Raw genomic sequence first — 14,096 nt, forward strand, 5'->3', positions numbered from 1 at the left:
AATCGTCACTTCCGATAAATACGTGCGCCATCGAGGTGTGCGACTGCCAAGGCCGCCCCATGAATGCACCGTACCACCTGCCACTCCAAGAAGCCAGCCGCCTGGAAACCCTGCGCCAGCTTGAACTGCTCGATACCGCTCCCAGCGAAGCCTTCGACCGCATCACCCGCATGGCCGCACAGCTGTTCCAGCTACCGATTGCCGCGGTCTCGCTGACGGATACCGACCGCCAGTGGTTCAAGTCGAAGGTGGGCGTCGAGCACAGCACGATCCCGCGCCTGAAGGCGCCCTGCGCGGCGGTGGCGGACAGCGGCCGCATGCTGGAAGTGCCGGACCTGCTGGAGAGCGAGTGCTTCCGCGACAGTCCGCTGGCCGAGAGCGGGATCCGCTTCTATCTCGGCGCGCCGCTGGTCACCAAGGCCGGCCACTGCCTGGGGGCGATGTGCGTGCTCGGGACCGAGCCGCGCGCCGTCACCGACGGGGAACGCGCCACGCTGACCGACCTGGCGGCGATGGTGATGGCGCAGATCGAGCTGCAGCATGCGCTGGGCCGGATCGATCCGGTCAGCGGCCTGCCCAACCGTAACCAGTTCGTGAGCGACGTGCGCGACCTGTCCCTGGTCATGGCCGAGGGCGAGCCCCAGCTGGCGGCCCTGGTCAGCCTCGCCACGCCGGAAGAACTGAGCGACGCCATGCGCGTGATGGGCAGCGCCTGGCTCGACGACATCGTGCGCGCCGCGGCGCCGGACCTGCGCCGCCTCGCCGGCGGCGGCAAGGTCTACCACGTCGGTCCCACCCAGTTCGCCTTCCTGGCGCCGCTCGGCCACTCGCTGGTGCGCTTCAGCGGCCAGCTGATGTCCTGGCTGTCCGAACGCACGCCGATGGGCCAGGCGGCCTTTCTCACCACCGCCACCGTGGGCCTCGTGCGCCTCGCGGTCGGCCAGGACGCGCCGCTCGACGTGCTGCGCAACCTGCACAGCGCCGCCCACGATGCGCGCGACGCCGAGTCCGGCCTGCGCGTGTACTCGGCCGAGCAGGACGCCGCCTACCGCCACCGCTTCTGGCTGATCAGCGAACTGGGACGCGCGCTGGCAGAGCCGGAAGAACTGCACCTGGTCTTCCAGCCCAAGGTCTCGCTGCGCGACGGCAGCTGCTTCGGCGTGGAAGCCCTGCTGCGCTGGACCCACCCGGAAGCCGGCCCGATCGGGCCGGGCGAATTCATGCCGATCGCCGAAACCACCTCGCTGGCGCGCGCCACCACCGAATGGGTGCTGGCCGCCGCGCTGCGCCAGCTGGCGGCCTGGCATGCCGAGGGCGTGACGCTGCAGGTGGCGGTCAACGTGTCGGCGGTGAACCTGGAAGAACCCGATTTCTGCGAGCGCGTGCTGGATGGCCTGGCGCGCCACGGACTGGACCCGGCCTGCCTGGCGCTGGAGATGACGGAAAGTGCGCTGATGCGTAAACCACGCGCCGCGCAGGACACCATGGCGCGCCTGGCCGAGGGCGGAGTCAAGATCGCGATCGACGATTTCGGCACCGGCTACAGCAGCCTGTCCTACCTGCAGGACATGCCGGCCGACGTGGTCAAGATCGACCAGTCTTTCGTGCGCGGCATGGAGAAGGACGAGCGCACCCATGCGCTGGTGACGACCATGATCAAGCTGTCGCACGACCTCGGCCACCGGGTGGTGGCGGAAGGGGTGGAGACGGAAGAGGTGGCGGCGCTGCTGCGCGCGGCGGACTGCGACGAGGCGCAGGGTTACTTCTACGGGCGCCCGATGGCGCCGGAGGCGCTGGCCGCCTGGCTGGCGGCGCGCTGATGGGCACGGGCGGACGCGCCGCCCGCTACCAGCTTATTCCGCCTTGCTGTCGATGATGCCGCCGCCCAGGCACACGTCGCCGTCATAGAGCACGGCCGACTGGCCCGGCGTCACCGCCCACTGCGGATCCGTGAAATCGAGCGCGAAGCGCGCCAAGCCGTCGGCGTTCACCGTGCAGGCCACGTCGGCCTGGCGATAGCGGGTCTTGGCCGACAGTGCTTTTCCACTGACGGGCGCCTCGCCCGCGACCCAGCTGGCCTGTCCCGCTTCCAGGTGCGGCGACAGCAGCCACGGGTGGTCGTGGCCCTGCACGATGTACAGGGTGTTGCTGGCGACGTCCTTGCGCGCCACGAACCACGGCTCGCTGGTGCCGTCCGCATTCTTGCGCGACTTCAGGCCGCCGATGCCGATGCCCTTGCGCTGGCCCAGGGTATAAAAGGAGAGGCCGATGTGCTCGCCCACGGTTTCGCCGGTGTCGAGTTTCATCGGGCCCGGCTTGTGCGCTAGGTACCGGTTCAGGAAATCACGGAAGGGACGCTCGCCGATGAAGCAGATCCCGGTCGAGTCCTTCTTCTGCGCGTTGGGCAGGCCCAGGCGTTCGGCGATCTTGCGCACTTCCGTCTTCGGGATCTCGCCCAGCGGGAACAGCGACTTCGAGAGCTGGGCCTGGTTCAGGCGGTGCAGGAAGTAGCTCTGGTCCTTGGTGTGGTCGAAGGCTTTGAGCAGTTCGAAGCGGCCGTCGTTCTCGCGCACGCGCGCATAGTGGCCGGTCGCGATCAGGTCGGCGCCCAGCTTCATCGCATGGTCGAGGAAGGCCTTGAACTTGATCTCGGCGTTGCACAGCACGTCCGGGTTCGGGGTGCGGCCGGCCTGGTACTCGCGCAGGAATTCCGCGAACACGCGGTCCTTGTATTCGGCGGCGAAGTTGACGGCCTCGATGTCCACGCCGACCACGTCGGCCACGCTGGCCGCGTCGATCCAGTCCTGGCGGGTCGAGCAGTATTCCGAATCGTCGTCGTCTTCCCAGTTCTTCATGAACAGGCCGATGACTTCGTAGCCCTGTTCCTTCAGCATCCACGCCGCGACCGAGGAGTCGACACCGCCCGACATCCCGATCACGACTTTTTTCTTGCTCATTTCAGATTCCGTATTCTTTAAATCCCGCCTTCGAACACCGAAGGATGGGTGTACAGCAGGTGCAGCGGGGTGCGGTGGCCGGCCAGGTAGTCGTCCACGCACTGCAGCACGATCGGGCTGCGGTGGCGGTCGGCCGTGGCTGCGATCTCGTCACGCGTCATCCACAGGGTGCGCAGGATGCCGTCGTCGAGCGGCTGGTCCAGCTCGCGGCCGGCGTGGCCGCAGAAGGTGAAGCGCAGGTAGGTAACGTCGGTGCCGCGCGATTTCGAATGGTAGCGCGACATGTACATCCCCACCAGCGCGGTCGGGATGAATTCGTGTGCGGTTTCTTCAAGCGATTCACGGATGACCGCCTGCTCGAGCGACTCGTGGGGATCGAGGTGCCCGGCCGGCTGGTTCAGCTTCACGCCTTCGCTCGTCTCTTCCTCGATCAGCAGGAAACGTCCATCGCGCTCGATGATCGCGGCGACGGTCACGGATGGTTTGAAGATATCGGTCATGCGCGTCCTTGAAAATGAGCCGGTATTCTACCTTGACAGCGGGCACCTCTGCTCATCCATGCCCACTCCAGTGCGCTTGCCTGTCGTTAAATGGCCTTGATTCATTGCAAACAATGCATCTGTGACGCTGGTGGCTTTGCCGCGTTTTCGCCACAATCGAATATTGATTTTTTAGTATTTGTTGTCGAGCAATTGCCGTAATTACATGGTAGATTGTGGACAGATGTGTCCACTGAACGGAGGGATTCATGAGAATTGGCATACCGGCCGAGACAAGGCCGGGCGAGACCCGCGTCGCTGCAACTCCCGAAACCGTCAAGAAACTGGCTGCGAAGCACGAGATCCTGGTCGAAGCCGGGGCCGGCGTGCGCGCTTCCTACCCCGACGCCGCGTATGAGGCGGCCGGCGCCACCATCGTCGACGGCGCCAGTGCGCTCGGGGCCGACATGGTGCTCAAGGTGCGCAGTCCCGATGGCGCCGAGCGCTCGCGCATGCGGCCCGGCAGCGTCCTGGTCGGCATGCTGAACCCCTTCGATACCGAAAACCTGGCCGCCCTGGCCGGCGCTGGCCTGACCGCGTTTGCCCTGGAAGCCGCGCCGCGCATCACGCGCGCGCAGTCGATGGACGTGCTGTCCAGCCAGGCCAACATCGCCGGCTACAAGGCCGTGCTGCTGGCCGCGAACACCTACGGACGCTTCATGCCGATGCTGATGACGGCGGCCGGCACGGTCAAGGCCGCGCGTGTGCTGATCATGGGCGTCGGCGTGGCCGGCCTGCAGGCGATTGCCACCGCCAAGCGTCTGGGGGCCGTGATCGAAGCTTCCGACGTGCGCCCGCCGGTGAAGGAACAGGTGGAGTCGCTCGGCGCCAAGTTCATCGACGTGCCCTACGAGACCGACGAGGAGCGCGAGATCGCCAAGGGCGTGGGCGGCTACGCGCGCCCGATGCCGGCCGCGTGGATGCAGCGCCAGGCGGCGCTGGTGCACGAGCGCGCCAAGCAGGCCGACATCATCATCACCACCGCCCTGATCCCGGGGCGCCAGGCGCCAATCCTGATCCGCGAAGAGACGGTCAAGGCAATGAAGCCGGGCTCGGTGATCGTCGACATGGCGATCGAACAGGGCGGCAACTGCCCGCTGACGGAACTGGGCCACACCGTGATCAAGCACGGGGTGCACATCATCGGCGAGCCGAACCTGGCGTCCCTGGTGCCGGCCGACGCCTCGGCCCTGTACGCGCGCAACGTGCTGGACTTCCTCAAGCTGGTGATCGACAAGGAAGACAGGCTCGTGATCGACCGCGAGGACGAGATCGTGCGCGCCACGCTGGTGTGCGCGGACGGCGCGGTGCTCAGGACATAAAAACGGAGACGAGGAGCGAAGCATGGATATCAGCCACACCATCATCAACCTGATCATCTTCGTACTGGCGATCTACGTCGGCTACCACGTGGTCTGGAACGTCACCCCCGCGCTGCACACGCCGCTGATGGCGGTGACCAACGCGATCTCGGCCATCATCATCGTCGGCGCCATGCTGGCCGCCGGCCTGACCGAAGGCCTGGCCGGGCAGGTATCCGGCACCCTGGCGGTGGCGCTGGCCGCGGTGAACGTCTTCGGCGGCTTCATGGTCACGCGCCGCATGCTCGAGATGTTCAAGAAGAAGGAGCCGAAGCGCCCGGGCGAGGCGGCCGCGAAAGCGACTGGCGCGGAGGAGCGGGCATGAACTTCATCAGCATGAACGTCGTGACGCTGCTCTACCTGGTGGCGTCGGTCTGCTTCATCCAGGCCCTGAAAGGCCTGTCCTCGCCGTCGACGGCGCGCATCGGGAACACCTTCGGCATGGCCGGCATGGCGATCGCGGTCGTCACCACCATCGCCCTGATGTTCAAGCTGCAGGCGGAACTGGCCACCGGCAGCGGCATGGGTTTCAGCCTGGTGCTGCTGGGCGTGGTAGTGGGCGGCGCGATCGGCGCGGTGGCGGCGAAGAAGGTCGAGATGACCAAGATGCCGGAGCTGGTGGCCGCGATGCACTCGCTGATCGGCCTGGCCGCGGTGTGCATCGCGATCGCCGCGGTGTCCGAGCCCTGGGCCTTCAACATCGCCGAGCGCGGCGGCGCACTGCCTTTCGGGAACCGGCTCGAACTGTTCATCGGCACCTTTGTGGGCGCGGTGACCTTTTCGGGTTCGGTGATCGCCTTCGGCAAGCTGTCGGGCAAATACAAATTCCGCCTGTTCCAGGGCGCACCGGTGCGCTTCGCCGGGCAGCACATCCTCAACCTGGTATTGGCGATCGCGATCATCGCGCTGGGGCTGGTGTTCTGCTTCTCGGATGACGTGGCGCCCGCGTGGACGCCCTTCATCATCATGGCCGCGCTGTCCTTCCTGCTGGGCGTCCTGATCATCATCCCGATCGGCGGCGCCGACATGCCGGTGGTGGTGTCGATGCTGAACTCTTACTCGGGCTGGGCGGCGGCCGGCATCGGCTTCTCGCTGAACAACTCAATGCTGATCATCGCCGGCTCGCTGGTGGGATCGAGCGGCGCGATCCTTTCGTACATCATGTGCAAGGCGATGAACCGCTCCTTCTTCAACGTGATCCTGGGCGGCTTCGGCGGCGAGGCTTCCGTGGATGACGGCGCCGCGAAAGAGCAGCGCCCGGTGAAGTCCGGCTCGGCCGACGACGCCGCCTTCATCCTGCAGAATGCGGAATCCGTGATCATCGTCCCCGGCTACGGCCTGGCGGTGGCGCGCGCCCAGCACTCGGTGAAGGAACTGGTCGACAAGCTGACCGAGCACGGCGTGCAGGTGCGCTACGCGATCCACCCGGTAGCGGGACGCATGCCCGGCCACATGAACGTGCTCCTGGCAGAGGCCGAGGTGCCGTATGACCAGGTGGTCGAAATGGAAGACATCAACGGCGAATTCGGCCAGACCGACGTGGTGCTGGTGCTGGGTGCGAACGACGTGGTGAACCCGGCCGCGAAGGACCCGAAATCCCCGATCGCCGGCATGCCCATCCTCGAGGCCTACAAGGCAAAAAGCATCATCGTCAACAAGCGCTCGATGGCCTCTGGCTACGCCGGCCTGGACAACGACCTGTTCTACCAGCCGAACACGATGATGGTCTTCGGTGACGCCAAGAAGGTGATCGAATCGATGGTCAAGGCCGTCGAGTAATCAAGTTAAATGGGGTCAGAGTCGAATTATTCGCCAAGTGATCCAACGATCAGTCGCGCTTGCATGAAACAGGGCGCCTCCTCAACTGATCCAGGATTCTTGGCCAATAATTCGACTCTGACCCTATTTATCCATCGATGGATCAATTGATCCGAGCTAGGGTCAGAGTCGAATTGTTTGCCAATTGATCCGACGATCAGTCGCCGCTTCAAGAAACATGGCGCCTCCTCAACTGATCCGAAATTCTTGGCCAATAATTCGACTCTGACCCTATTTATTCAATGATGGATGAACTGCGCTTCAAGGTGTTTGGCAAGCTCATTGTGATCCGGGGCAAGCCAGGATTCTGGCTTGCCTTCTATCCAGGCAACGACGGGACACGCCGTCCCGCCGATTTCATCGTCCCTCCTGATATAAGCGAAGACGGCTTGGCTGAATATCTGGCCGACCTGTTCCACGAAGACGCTACGCCCAAACGAAACACCGTCGAGCGCCTCGCTCCCTAATGAGGGTCAGAGTCAAATTGTTGACCAATTGATCGATCGATCTGGCGCGCAGCCATGAAAAATGGCGCGTGGTCGGTTGTTTCAGGGTTCTTGGCAAATAATTCGACACTGACCCTAATTGGATTGGGTGAGGTTTCTGGTCTGGAAAATTAGGGTCAGAGTCGAATTGTTGGGCTTGATCTTCGGGTCAATTGGTTCGGATTACGATCAATTGATCATGGCCAGATGATCTGAGGATCTTGGCGAATAATTCGACTCTGACCCCAATTGTTGGGATTAGCGGCGGCCGAACATCATCAGGTCGGCGAGGAGCAGGCGGGCGGGTTTGACGAGGTCGAGGGCTGCGAGGGACAGGCCCAGCAGAGGCTGGAGTGGGCCGCCGCCGATGAAGGCGCGTGCCATGGTGTCGGTTAGGCTGATGGTCAGGCGGCGGTCGTTCGCGCGTTCGCTCATGAAGGCGTCGACGGCTTCCGGTCCGGCGCCGCGGGCGAACTGGCGCGCCAGCACGGTGGCGTCGCGCAGGCCGAGGTTCAGGCCCTGGCCGGCCACCGGGTGCAGGGTTTGGGCGGCGTTGCCGATGGCGACCGTGCGGGCCGTTGCGCGCGCTTCGGCGTTCAGGCCCAAGGGGAAGGCGACGCGAGGGGAGGCCGACGTGAATTTGCCGAGGCGGGCGCCGAAGGCGTCGCCCAGCGCGACAAGGAAGGCGTCGTCGTCGAGCATCTGGATGCTTGTCGCGCGCTCGGGCGTCATGCACCACACCAGGGCGTACTGGTGGCCGTCGCCGCCGTCCTGCGGCAGCAGGGCCAGCGGGCCTTCGTCGGTGAAGCGCTCGAAAGCGCGGTGTGCGATCGGTTCGCTCACGCTCACGCGCGCGATCAGGGCGGTCTGGCCGTAGTCGCGCTGCTGGGCCTTGCTGTCCTGCTGGCCGAAGACGCCGCCCTCGGCTTGTACCGCCACCTGCGCGAATACGCTGCGGCCGTCGTCCAGGCGCAGGTGTACGCCATCGGCTTGTTCATCGAAGGAATCGACGCGCGCGGGACGCAGGGTCTGCACGCCGGCCTTGTCGCAGGCGCGCGCCAGCGCGTCCACCACGTCGCCATAGCGTGCAACGTAGCCCAGCGCCGGCAGCTTGTGCTCGGCGCGGTCCATCAGGCTGCGGCCCAGCTGGCCGCGGCGCGAGACGTGGATCTCGTGGATCGGCGTCGCCGGCAGCGGCCAGGCCCGCACTTCTTCCAGTAGCTGCACGCTGCCCCAGGACAGGGCGATCGAGCGCGGGTCCGTGATCGCCTGGCCCAGCGACTTGCCGTCGATGAGGGCGATACGTTTGCCATCGATGCCGCGGCGCGCCAGGTGCGCCGCCAGCGCCAGGCCGACCGGGCCCGCGCCGCAGATCGCCACATCGACATCCAGCACTTCGCCCGCCATCAGCGCTTCTCCATCAGTTGTTCAATCTCGGCCACGCCTTTCGGCGCGTCGCTGGAGAGTACACGGCAGCCTTTATCAAGGACGATGACGTCGTCCTCGATGCGAATGCCGATGTTCCAGAACGCCTCCGGCACGCCTTCGGCCGGACGCACGTAGATGCCCGGTTCCACGGTCAGCGCCATGCCGGGCAGCAGGGGGCGCGAAGGGCGCTCGGCCACGCTCAGGTCGCGGTAGGTTCCGACGTCGTGCACGTCCATCCCGAGCCAGTGGCCGGTGCCGTGCATGTAGAACTGCAGGTGCGCCTTGCCGGCGATCGCATCCTCGGCGGAAGCATACTTCGCCTTGTCGAGCAGGCCGAGATCCAGCATGCCGGCTGCGAGCACCTGCACCGCCGCCTCGTGCATGCAGCTGTAGGGCCGGCCAGGGACGATGGCGGCGAAGGCCGCGTCCTGCGCCTGCAGCACCAGTTCGTACAAGGCCTTCTGCGCGGCGCTGAAGCGGCCGTTCACCGGCCAGGTGCGCGTGATGTCGGAGGCGTAGCCATCCAGTTCGCAGCCGGCGTCGACCAGCACCAGCTCGCCCTCGCGGCATTGGCGATTGTTCTGGTTGTAGTGCAGGACGCAGGCATTGGCGCCGGACGCGACGATCGGGGTATAGGCCGGGAACTGGGCGCCATTGCGGCGGAATTCGTGCAGCAGCTCGGCCTCGATCTCGTATTCGAACACGCCGGGACGCGTGAAGCGCATCGCGCGTGCGTGCGCGGCCGCAGCGATGCTGCAGGCGCGCGCCATCGCGCTTTGCTCGCCCGCATCCTTCAACAGGCGCATCTCGTCGAGGATGCCGAGCAGGTGGTGGGCGGAGGCGGGCGCCGCGATGCCGCTGCGGCCCTGGGCGCGCACCGCCTTGAGCCAGCTGCTCACTTGGGCGTCGAGCGCGGCGCTATGGCCCAGCGCGTAGTACAGCGCCGGCACGTTCGCCAGGAGCTTCGCCATCTGCGCATCGAGTTCGTCGATCGGATAGGCCTCGTCGAAGCCGAATTCGGTCCGCGCCGCTTCCGGCCCGTAGCGGTAGCCGTCCCAGATCTCGCGCTCGAGGTTCTTGTCACGGCAGAACAGGATCGAACGCGCCGGCTGCTCGCCGACAGGGGCAAGCAATACCAGCACCGCTTCCGGCTCGGTGAAGCCGGTCAGGTAATAGAAATGGCTGTCGTGCCGGTAGGGGTAGTCGCTGTCGCCGTTGCGCAGCACTTCCGGCGCGGTGGCCAGCACCGCGACCGATCCCGGTTCCATGCGCGCAGCCAGGCGCGCACGGCGTTCGATATAAGCGCCGGCCGTGGCGGTCATGACCCCGTCTTGGCCGCCAGCGGCGCGTTCAGTTCTTCCAGCTGCTGCGCGGTGCCGACGTTGACCCACTGGCCTTCGTACAGCTCGCCGCCGACGCGGCCCTGCTCGATGAACTTGCGCATCAGGGGACCGAACTTGACGAAGTCGCCGGCCTTGATCCCGTCGAACATCTCGGGGCGGTAAACGCCGATGCCAGCGAAGTTCCACTTGGTCGGGCCGTCGTTGCGCAGGGTGTACATGTCGAGCGCGAAGTCACCCTCCGGGTTGTGCCAGGGATTCGGCGTCAGCCACAGCCAGGCGATGTCGCGCTTGTCCGGCGGGTAGGGGATGCCCAGCATGTCCTTGTCCTTCAGGACGTCGACCACCTGGGAAAAATCGAAGTAGGGCGCGTAGATGTCGCCCGACACAGCCAGGAAAGGCTCGTCGCCCAGCAGGTGCAGGGCGTTCGCGATGCCGCCCGCGGTTTCCAGCGGAGCCGGTTCGTGCGAATAGACGATGCGCGCGCCGTATTTGCTGCCATCGCCCAGCTCTTCCTCGATCATGTGGCCGAGGTGCGAGTGGTTGATGACGATGTCCTTGATCCCCGCCCGCACCAGGTTAAGCACGTGGTAGGTGATCATCGGGCGGCCGCGCACCTTGAGCAGCGGCTTGGGGCAGGCGTCCGTGAGCGGGCGCATGCGCTCGCCGCGGCCGGCGGCGAAAATCATCGCTTTCATCGGCGTTCCGTTCAGAAGGTGTAGCCCACCGCCGGCGCCTTGTCCTCGAGCGCGTCGAGCAGGCGGATCAGCGGTTTCAGTTCGGTGTAGCGGTTGGCGGTGCGGCGCACGTAATCCATCACCGTCGGCAGGTCGCCCATGTAGATCGGCTTGCTGTCGCGGTAGTTGAGGCGGCAGAAGATGCCGAGGATTTTCAGGTGGCGCTGCAGGGCCATGAATTCGAAGTCGCGGTAGAAGGCGTCGATGTCCGGGTTCACCGGCAGGCCGACCTGCTTGGCGCTCTGCCAGTAGCGCACCACCCAATCCAGCACGATCTCTTCGTCCCACTGGATGTAGGCGTCGCGCAGCAGCGAGCCGAGGTCGTAGGTGACCGGGCCGTAGACCGCGTCCTGGAAGTCCAGCACGCCCGGGTTGCCTTGTTCGAGCCACATCAGGTTACGCGAATGGAAATCGCGGTGCATGTAGACCTGCTGCTGCGCCAGCACGTTGCTGCAGATCGCCTCGAACACGCCGTCCAGCTGCTTCTGCTGCTTGTCGTCCAGGGTCACGTTCAGGTGGCGATTGATGTACCACTCCGGGAACAGGTTCATCTCGCGCATCGCGAAGGCGCGGTCGAACTCCGGCAGCTTGCCCGGCTCGCTGGCGAGCTGGAACTTGAGCAGGGCGTCCACCGCATCCGAGTACATGAAGGCGGCGTTGTCCGAATCCAGGCGCTGCAGGTAGGTGGTCACGCCGAGGTCGGACAGCAGCAGGAAGCCGCTTTCGACCTTGCGCGCGACGATCGACGGCACCGTGACGCCGGCATCCATCAGCAGGCCCTGCACGTGGATGAAGGCCGGCACGTTCTCGCGCTCCGGCGGGGCGTCCATGGCGACCAGCGTGGCGCCCAGCTTCTCGTGCATCTCTGGGACAACGTCGTAACGGAAATAGCGGCGGAAACTCGCATCCGACGATGCCGGGCGGCCGCTTTCCACATCCACCAGGCCGGTCGAGACCAGCCATTCGGTCAAAGCTTGCAGGCGCGCGTCCTTGTCCGCGGAAGTGAAGGAATTTTGATACAAAGAAGACATGAAACGGCCTGGTGAATCCGGTTGGTTGAGGTAATTCCCATATAATAAGGGATTCATTCCAAAAATACCGCCCTTTATGGCGCACGCAGATTCTCCATGAGCTGGTTTTCGGCCCACCCATTTCCCCCGCGGCAGCCGCGCGCACTGTATGTATTGGCGAGCGCCGCCATCGCCACATCGGCGCCGCTGTACGCCCAGACTGTACCCCCCGCGCCACATCCTGATGAGAGCACCCTGCCGATCACGATCCGCGCCGAGGACATCAATGGCCGTCCCGACCGCCAGCTGAACCTGGCGCGCGATGTCGAACTGACACGCGGCCAGACCCGCCTGCGCGCCGACACCGCCTGCTACCTGGTTGTCGAAGACCAGGTCACGGCCACCGGCAATGTCAACATGTGGCGCTTCGGCGACCGCTACAAGGGCGACGAGCTGCAGCTGAACCTGGAAAGCGGCAAGGGCTACCTGCTGCGTCCGGAATACCGCCTGCAGCTGAACAACGCCCAGGGCAATGCCTCGCGCATCGACTTCCTCGGCGAAGACGTCGCCGTGGTGCGCGAGGGCACCTACAGCACCTGCGAAGGCCCGGACCCGGACTGGTACCTCAGGTCCAGCACGCTGCGCCTGGACAGCGGGCGCGACGTCGGCCTGGCCGGTAATACGGTGCTCTATTTCAAGGACGTGCCAATTCTCGCCACGCCGGCCCTGTCGTTCTCGCTGTCGGGCGCGCGCCGCTCCGGCTGGCTCGCGCCCACCGTGGACTTCGGGTCCAAGGGCAAGGCCGAGGTGATGGTGCCGTACTACTTCAACATCGCCCCCAACCGCGACCTGACGGTGTTCCCGCGCCTGATGTTCGACCGCGGCCTGCAGCTGGGTGCCACCGGGCGCTACCTCGGCGTGACCGAGCGCGGCGCCTACAACGGCGAAACCCACGTCGAAGGCCTGCGCCACGACCGCGAGACCGGCACCGACCGCTGGCGCGTCGACTCGATCCATACCCAGTCGCTGGCGCCGAACTGGTCCTACGGCTGGAACCTGCACGCGGCTTCGGACAACGAATACCCGAGCGACTTCTCGCGCACGGTGGCGGCCAGCGCCGAGCGCCAGCTGCTGCGCGAGGTGCGCACCGACCTCGTCGGCCAGTACTGGAGCCTGTCGGCGCGCGCCCAGAACTACCAGGTGCTGCAGGACCCGGCCGCCACGCCGACCAACGGCCTGACGGTGCCGCGTCCCTACGACCGCCTGCCGCAGATTAACTTCCACGCCGGCCGCTACGACGTCGCCGGCTTCGACTGGGCTTTTGACGCCGAGGCGGTGAGCTTCTGGCACCCCGACTGGGTGCGCGGCAACCGCGCAGTGGCGGTGGGCCAGGTCAGCTATCCGATCGTGCGCCCGGGCTGGTTTGTGACCCCGAAAGTCATCAGCCACCACACCAGGTACGACCTGGACCGCAGCATGGGCGGCACCACCTACACCGGCCCGACCAAGCTGTCGCGCAGCCTGAATACCTTCTCGCTCGACAGCGGCCTGGTGTTCGAGCGCGAGGCCTCGCTGTTCGGGCGCGGCGTCACGCAAACCCTGGAACCGCGCCTGTTCTACGTGTACACCCCGTACAAGGACCAGAGCCTGTTCCCGAACTTCGACACCGGCCGCGCGGGCTTCAACTACGCCCAGCTGTTCAGCGAGAACCGCTACGTCGGCGCCGACCGCGTGTCGGACGCCAACCAGCTGACCGCCGCCGTGGTGTCGCGCTACATCCAGCCGGACGGCGCCGAGCGCCTGCGCCTGGCTTTCGGCCAGCGCATCTACTTCGACGAGCCGCGCGTGCGCCTGCCGGGCGAGCCGGTGCACCAGAGCCGTTCCGACGTGCTGCTGGCGGCCTCGGGCCGCATTTCCGAGACCTGGAGCTTCGATAGCGGCGTACAATACGACGCGACCGGCAGCAACCTGTACAGCTCGAACCTGAGCACGCAGTGGCAGCCGGCGCGGATGAAGGTCTTGAATGCCGAGTACCGTTATCAGCGGGACAGCTTCCGCAACGTCGATTTTTCGGGGCAGTGGCCGATCTCGGCGCGCTGGTACGGGGTCGGACGCGTGAGCTATGCGCTGCGCTCGTACGGCGTGGTCGGGGCGACCCCGGTCGGGAAGGGCAAGCTGCTCGACAGCCTCGTCGGCCTGGAATACAAGGCCGACTGCTGGACCTTCCGCATGGGAGCCCAGCGTTTCGTCACGGCTGCCCAGACCACGACGACCTCGGCCTTCTTCCAGCTCGAGCTCAACGGCCTCTCGCGCCTGGGGCCGGGCGACGCGCTCGGGGCCTTCACCAGGAGCGTGCCGGGCTATACGCAGCTGAACACCAGCGTGGGGCGTCCCTGAATTTTTAAGGACGACTTAACTGGC

The 14,096-nt window shown here is 65.7% G+C and carries 12 protein-coding genes; 6 read left to right on the forward strand and 6 right to left on the reverse strand.

Features of this window, described 5'->3' with window-relative positions:
* Window positions 1-59: 59 nt before the first annotated feature.
* Entirely contained in the window at window positions 60-1,820 is a 1,761-nt protein-coding gene (locus tag GV068_RS17200) for a bifunctional diguanylate cyclase/phosphodiesterase (protein WP_159700438.1), read from the forward strand.
* Between the two features lie 33 nt (window positions 1,821-1,853).
* On the opposite strand, the gene mnmA is transcribed toward GV068_RS17200, so the two are convergent.
* Entirely contained in the window at window positions 1,854-2,957 is a 1,104-nt protein-coding gene (mnmA, locus tag GV068_RS17205) for a tRNA 2-thiouridine(34) synthase MnmA (protein ID WP_159700440.1), read from the reverse strand.
* A gap of 17 nt (window positions 2,958-2,974) precedes the next feature.
* The gene (locus GV068_RS17210) at window positions 2,975-3,457 is read right to left on the reverse strand and encodes an NUDIX hydrolase (protein WP_159700442.1); all 483 of its coding nucleotides are present in this window, start codon (window positions 3,455-3,457) and stop codon (window positions 2,975-2,977) included.
* A gap of 248 nt (window positions 3,458-3,705) precedes the next feature.
* Between GV068_RS17210 and GV068_RS17215 the strand changes: the two genes are divergently transcribed.
* The 4 genes from GV068_RS17215 (at window position 3,706) to GV068_RS17230 (ending at window position 7,142) form a co-directional block, all read left to right on the forward strand.
* Complete coding sequence (locus GV068_RS17215) at window positions 3,706-4,818, forward strand: Re/Si-specific NAD(P)(+) transhydrogenase subunit alpha (protein WP_159700444.1); 1,113 nt, start codon at window positions 3,706-3,708, stop codon at window positions 4,816-4,818.
* Window positions 4,819-4,840: 22 nt separating this feature from the next.
* The gene (locus GV068_RS17220; protein WP_159700446.1) at window positions 4,841-5,182 is read left to right on the forward strand and encodes an NAD(P) transhydrogenase subunit alpha; all 342 of its coding nucleotides are present in this window, start codon (window positions 4,841-4,843) and stop codon (window positions 5,180-5,182) included.
* Window positions 5,179-6,636, forward strand: coding sequence for an NAD(P)(+) transhydrogenase (Re/Si-specific) subunit beta (locus tag GV068_RS17225; protein WP_159700448.1), 1,458 nt, complete (start codon window positions 5,179-5,181; stop codon window positions 6,634-6,636). Before GV068_RS17220 ends, GV068_RS17225 begins: the two co-directional genes overlap by 4 nt.
* 281 nt (window positions 6,637-6,917) lie before the next feature.
* On the forward strand, window positions 6,918-7,142 hold the full coding sequence (locus tag GV068_RS17230; RefSeq protein ID WP_373888416.1) for a hypothetical protein: 225 nt from the start codon (window positions 6,918-6,920) through the stop codon (window positions 7,140-7,142).
* 276 nt (window positions 7,143-7,418) lie between these two features.
* Here GV068_RS17230 and GV068_RS17235 read toward each other — a convergent pair whose 3' ends face one another.
* Genes GV068_RS17235 through GV068_RS17250 form a run of 4 tightly spaced genes read right to left on the reverse strand, consistent with a single transcriptional unit; the run spans window position 7,419 to window position 11,696 of the window.
* Window positions 7,419-8,567 (reverse strand): UbiH/UbiF/VisC/COQ6 family ubiquinone biosynthesis hydroxylase, encoded by a 1,149-nt coding sequence (locus tag GV068_RS17235; protein WP_159700450.1) that lies wholly within the window; start codon window positions 8,565-8,567, stop codon window positions 7,419-7,421.
* Window positions 8,567-9,910, reverse strand: coding sequence for an aminopeptidase P N-terminal domain-containing protein (locus GV068_RS17240; protein ID WP_159700453.1), 1,344 nt, complete (start codon window positions 9,908-9,910; stop codon window positions 8,567-8,569). The genes GV068_RS17235 and GV068_RS17240 overlap by 1 nt, the downstream gene beginning before the upstream one ends.
* Window positions 9,907-10,626, reverse strand: coding sequence for an N-acetylmuramate alpha-1-phosphate uridylyltransferase MurU (gene murU, locus GV068_RS17245; RefSeq protein ID WP_159700456.1), 720 nt, complete (start codon window positions 10,624-10,626; stop codon window positions 9,907-9,909). The genes GV068_RS17240 and murU overlap by 4 nt, the downstream gene beginning before the upstream one ends.
* Window positions 10,627-10,637: 11 nt before the next feature.
* A complete protein-coding gene (locus tag GV068_RS17250) occupies window positions 10,638-11,696 on the reverse strand; it encodes an aminoglycoside phosphotransferase family protein (RefSeq protein ID WP_159700459.1) in 1,059 nt (352 codons plus the stop codon).
* 96 nt (window positions 11,697-11,792) lie between these two features.
* On the opposite strand from GV068_RS17250, the gene GV068_RS17255 reads away from it, so the two are divergent.
* The gene (locus GV068_RS17255) at window positions 11,793-14,072 is read left to right on the forward strand and encodes an LPS-assembly protein LptD (protein WP_159700462.1); all 2,280 of its coding nucleotides are present in this window, start codon (window positions 11,793-11,795) and stop codon (window positions 14,070-14,072) included.
* The last annotated feature ends 24 nt before the right edge of the window (window positions 14,073-14,096 follow it).

It is taken from the genome of Massilia sp. 9I (assembly GCF_902506415.1).
In the GTDB taxonomy this organism is placed as follows: domain Bacteria; phylum Pseudomonadota; class Gammaproteobacteria; order Burkholderiales; family Burkholderiaceae_D; genus Telluria.

Coding starts and splice junctions, on each gene's coding strand:
- GV068_RS17200 (WP_159700438.1), top strand. CDS start 60: ATGAATGCACCGTACCACCTGCCACTCCAAGAAGCCAGCCGCCTGGAA.
- mnmA (WP_159700440.1), bottom strand. CDS start 2,957: ATGAGCAAGAAAAAAGTCGTGATCGGGATGTCGGGCGGTGTCGACTCC.
- GV068_RS17210 (WP_159700442.1), bottom strand. CDS start 3,457: ATGACCGATATCTTCAAACCATCCGTGACCGTCGCCGCGATCATCGAG.
- GV068_RS17215 (WP_159700444.1), top strand. CDS start 3,706: ATGAGAATTGGCATACCGGCCGAGACAAGGCCGGGCGAGACCCGCGTC.
- GV068_RS17220 (WP_159700446.1), top strand. CDS start 4,841: ATGGATATCAGCCACACCATCATCAACCTGATCATCTTCGTACTGGCG.
- GV068_RS17225 (WP_159700448.1), top strand. CDS start 5,179: ATGAACTTCATCAGCATGAACGTCGTGACGCTGCTCTACCTGGTGGCG.
- GV068_RS17230 (WP_373888416.1), top strand. CDS start 6,918: ATGATGGATGAACTGCGCTTCAAGGTGTTTGGCAAGCTCATTGTGATC.
- GV068_RS17235 (WP_159700450.1), bottom strand. CDS start 8,567: ATGGCGGGCGAAGTGCTGGATGTCGATGTGGCGATCTGCGGCGCGGGC.
- GV068_RS17240 (WP_159700453.1), bottom strand. CDS start 9,910: ATGACCGCCACGGCCGGCGCTTATATCGAACGCCGTGCGCGCCTGGCT.
- murU (WP_159700456.1), bottom strand. CDS start 10,626: ATGAAAGCGATGATTTTCGCCGCCGGCCGCGGCGAGCGCATGCGCCCG.
- GV068_RS17250 (WP_159700459.1), bottom strand. CDS start 11,696: ATGTCTTCTTTGTATCAAAATTCCTTCACTTCCGCGGACAAGGACGCG.
- GV068_RS17255 (WP_159700462.1), top strand. CDS start 11,793: ATGAGCTGGTTTTCGGCCCACCCATTTCCCCCGCGGCAGCCGCGCGCA.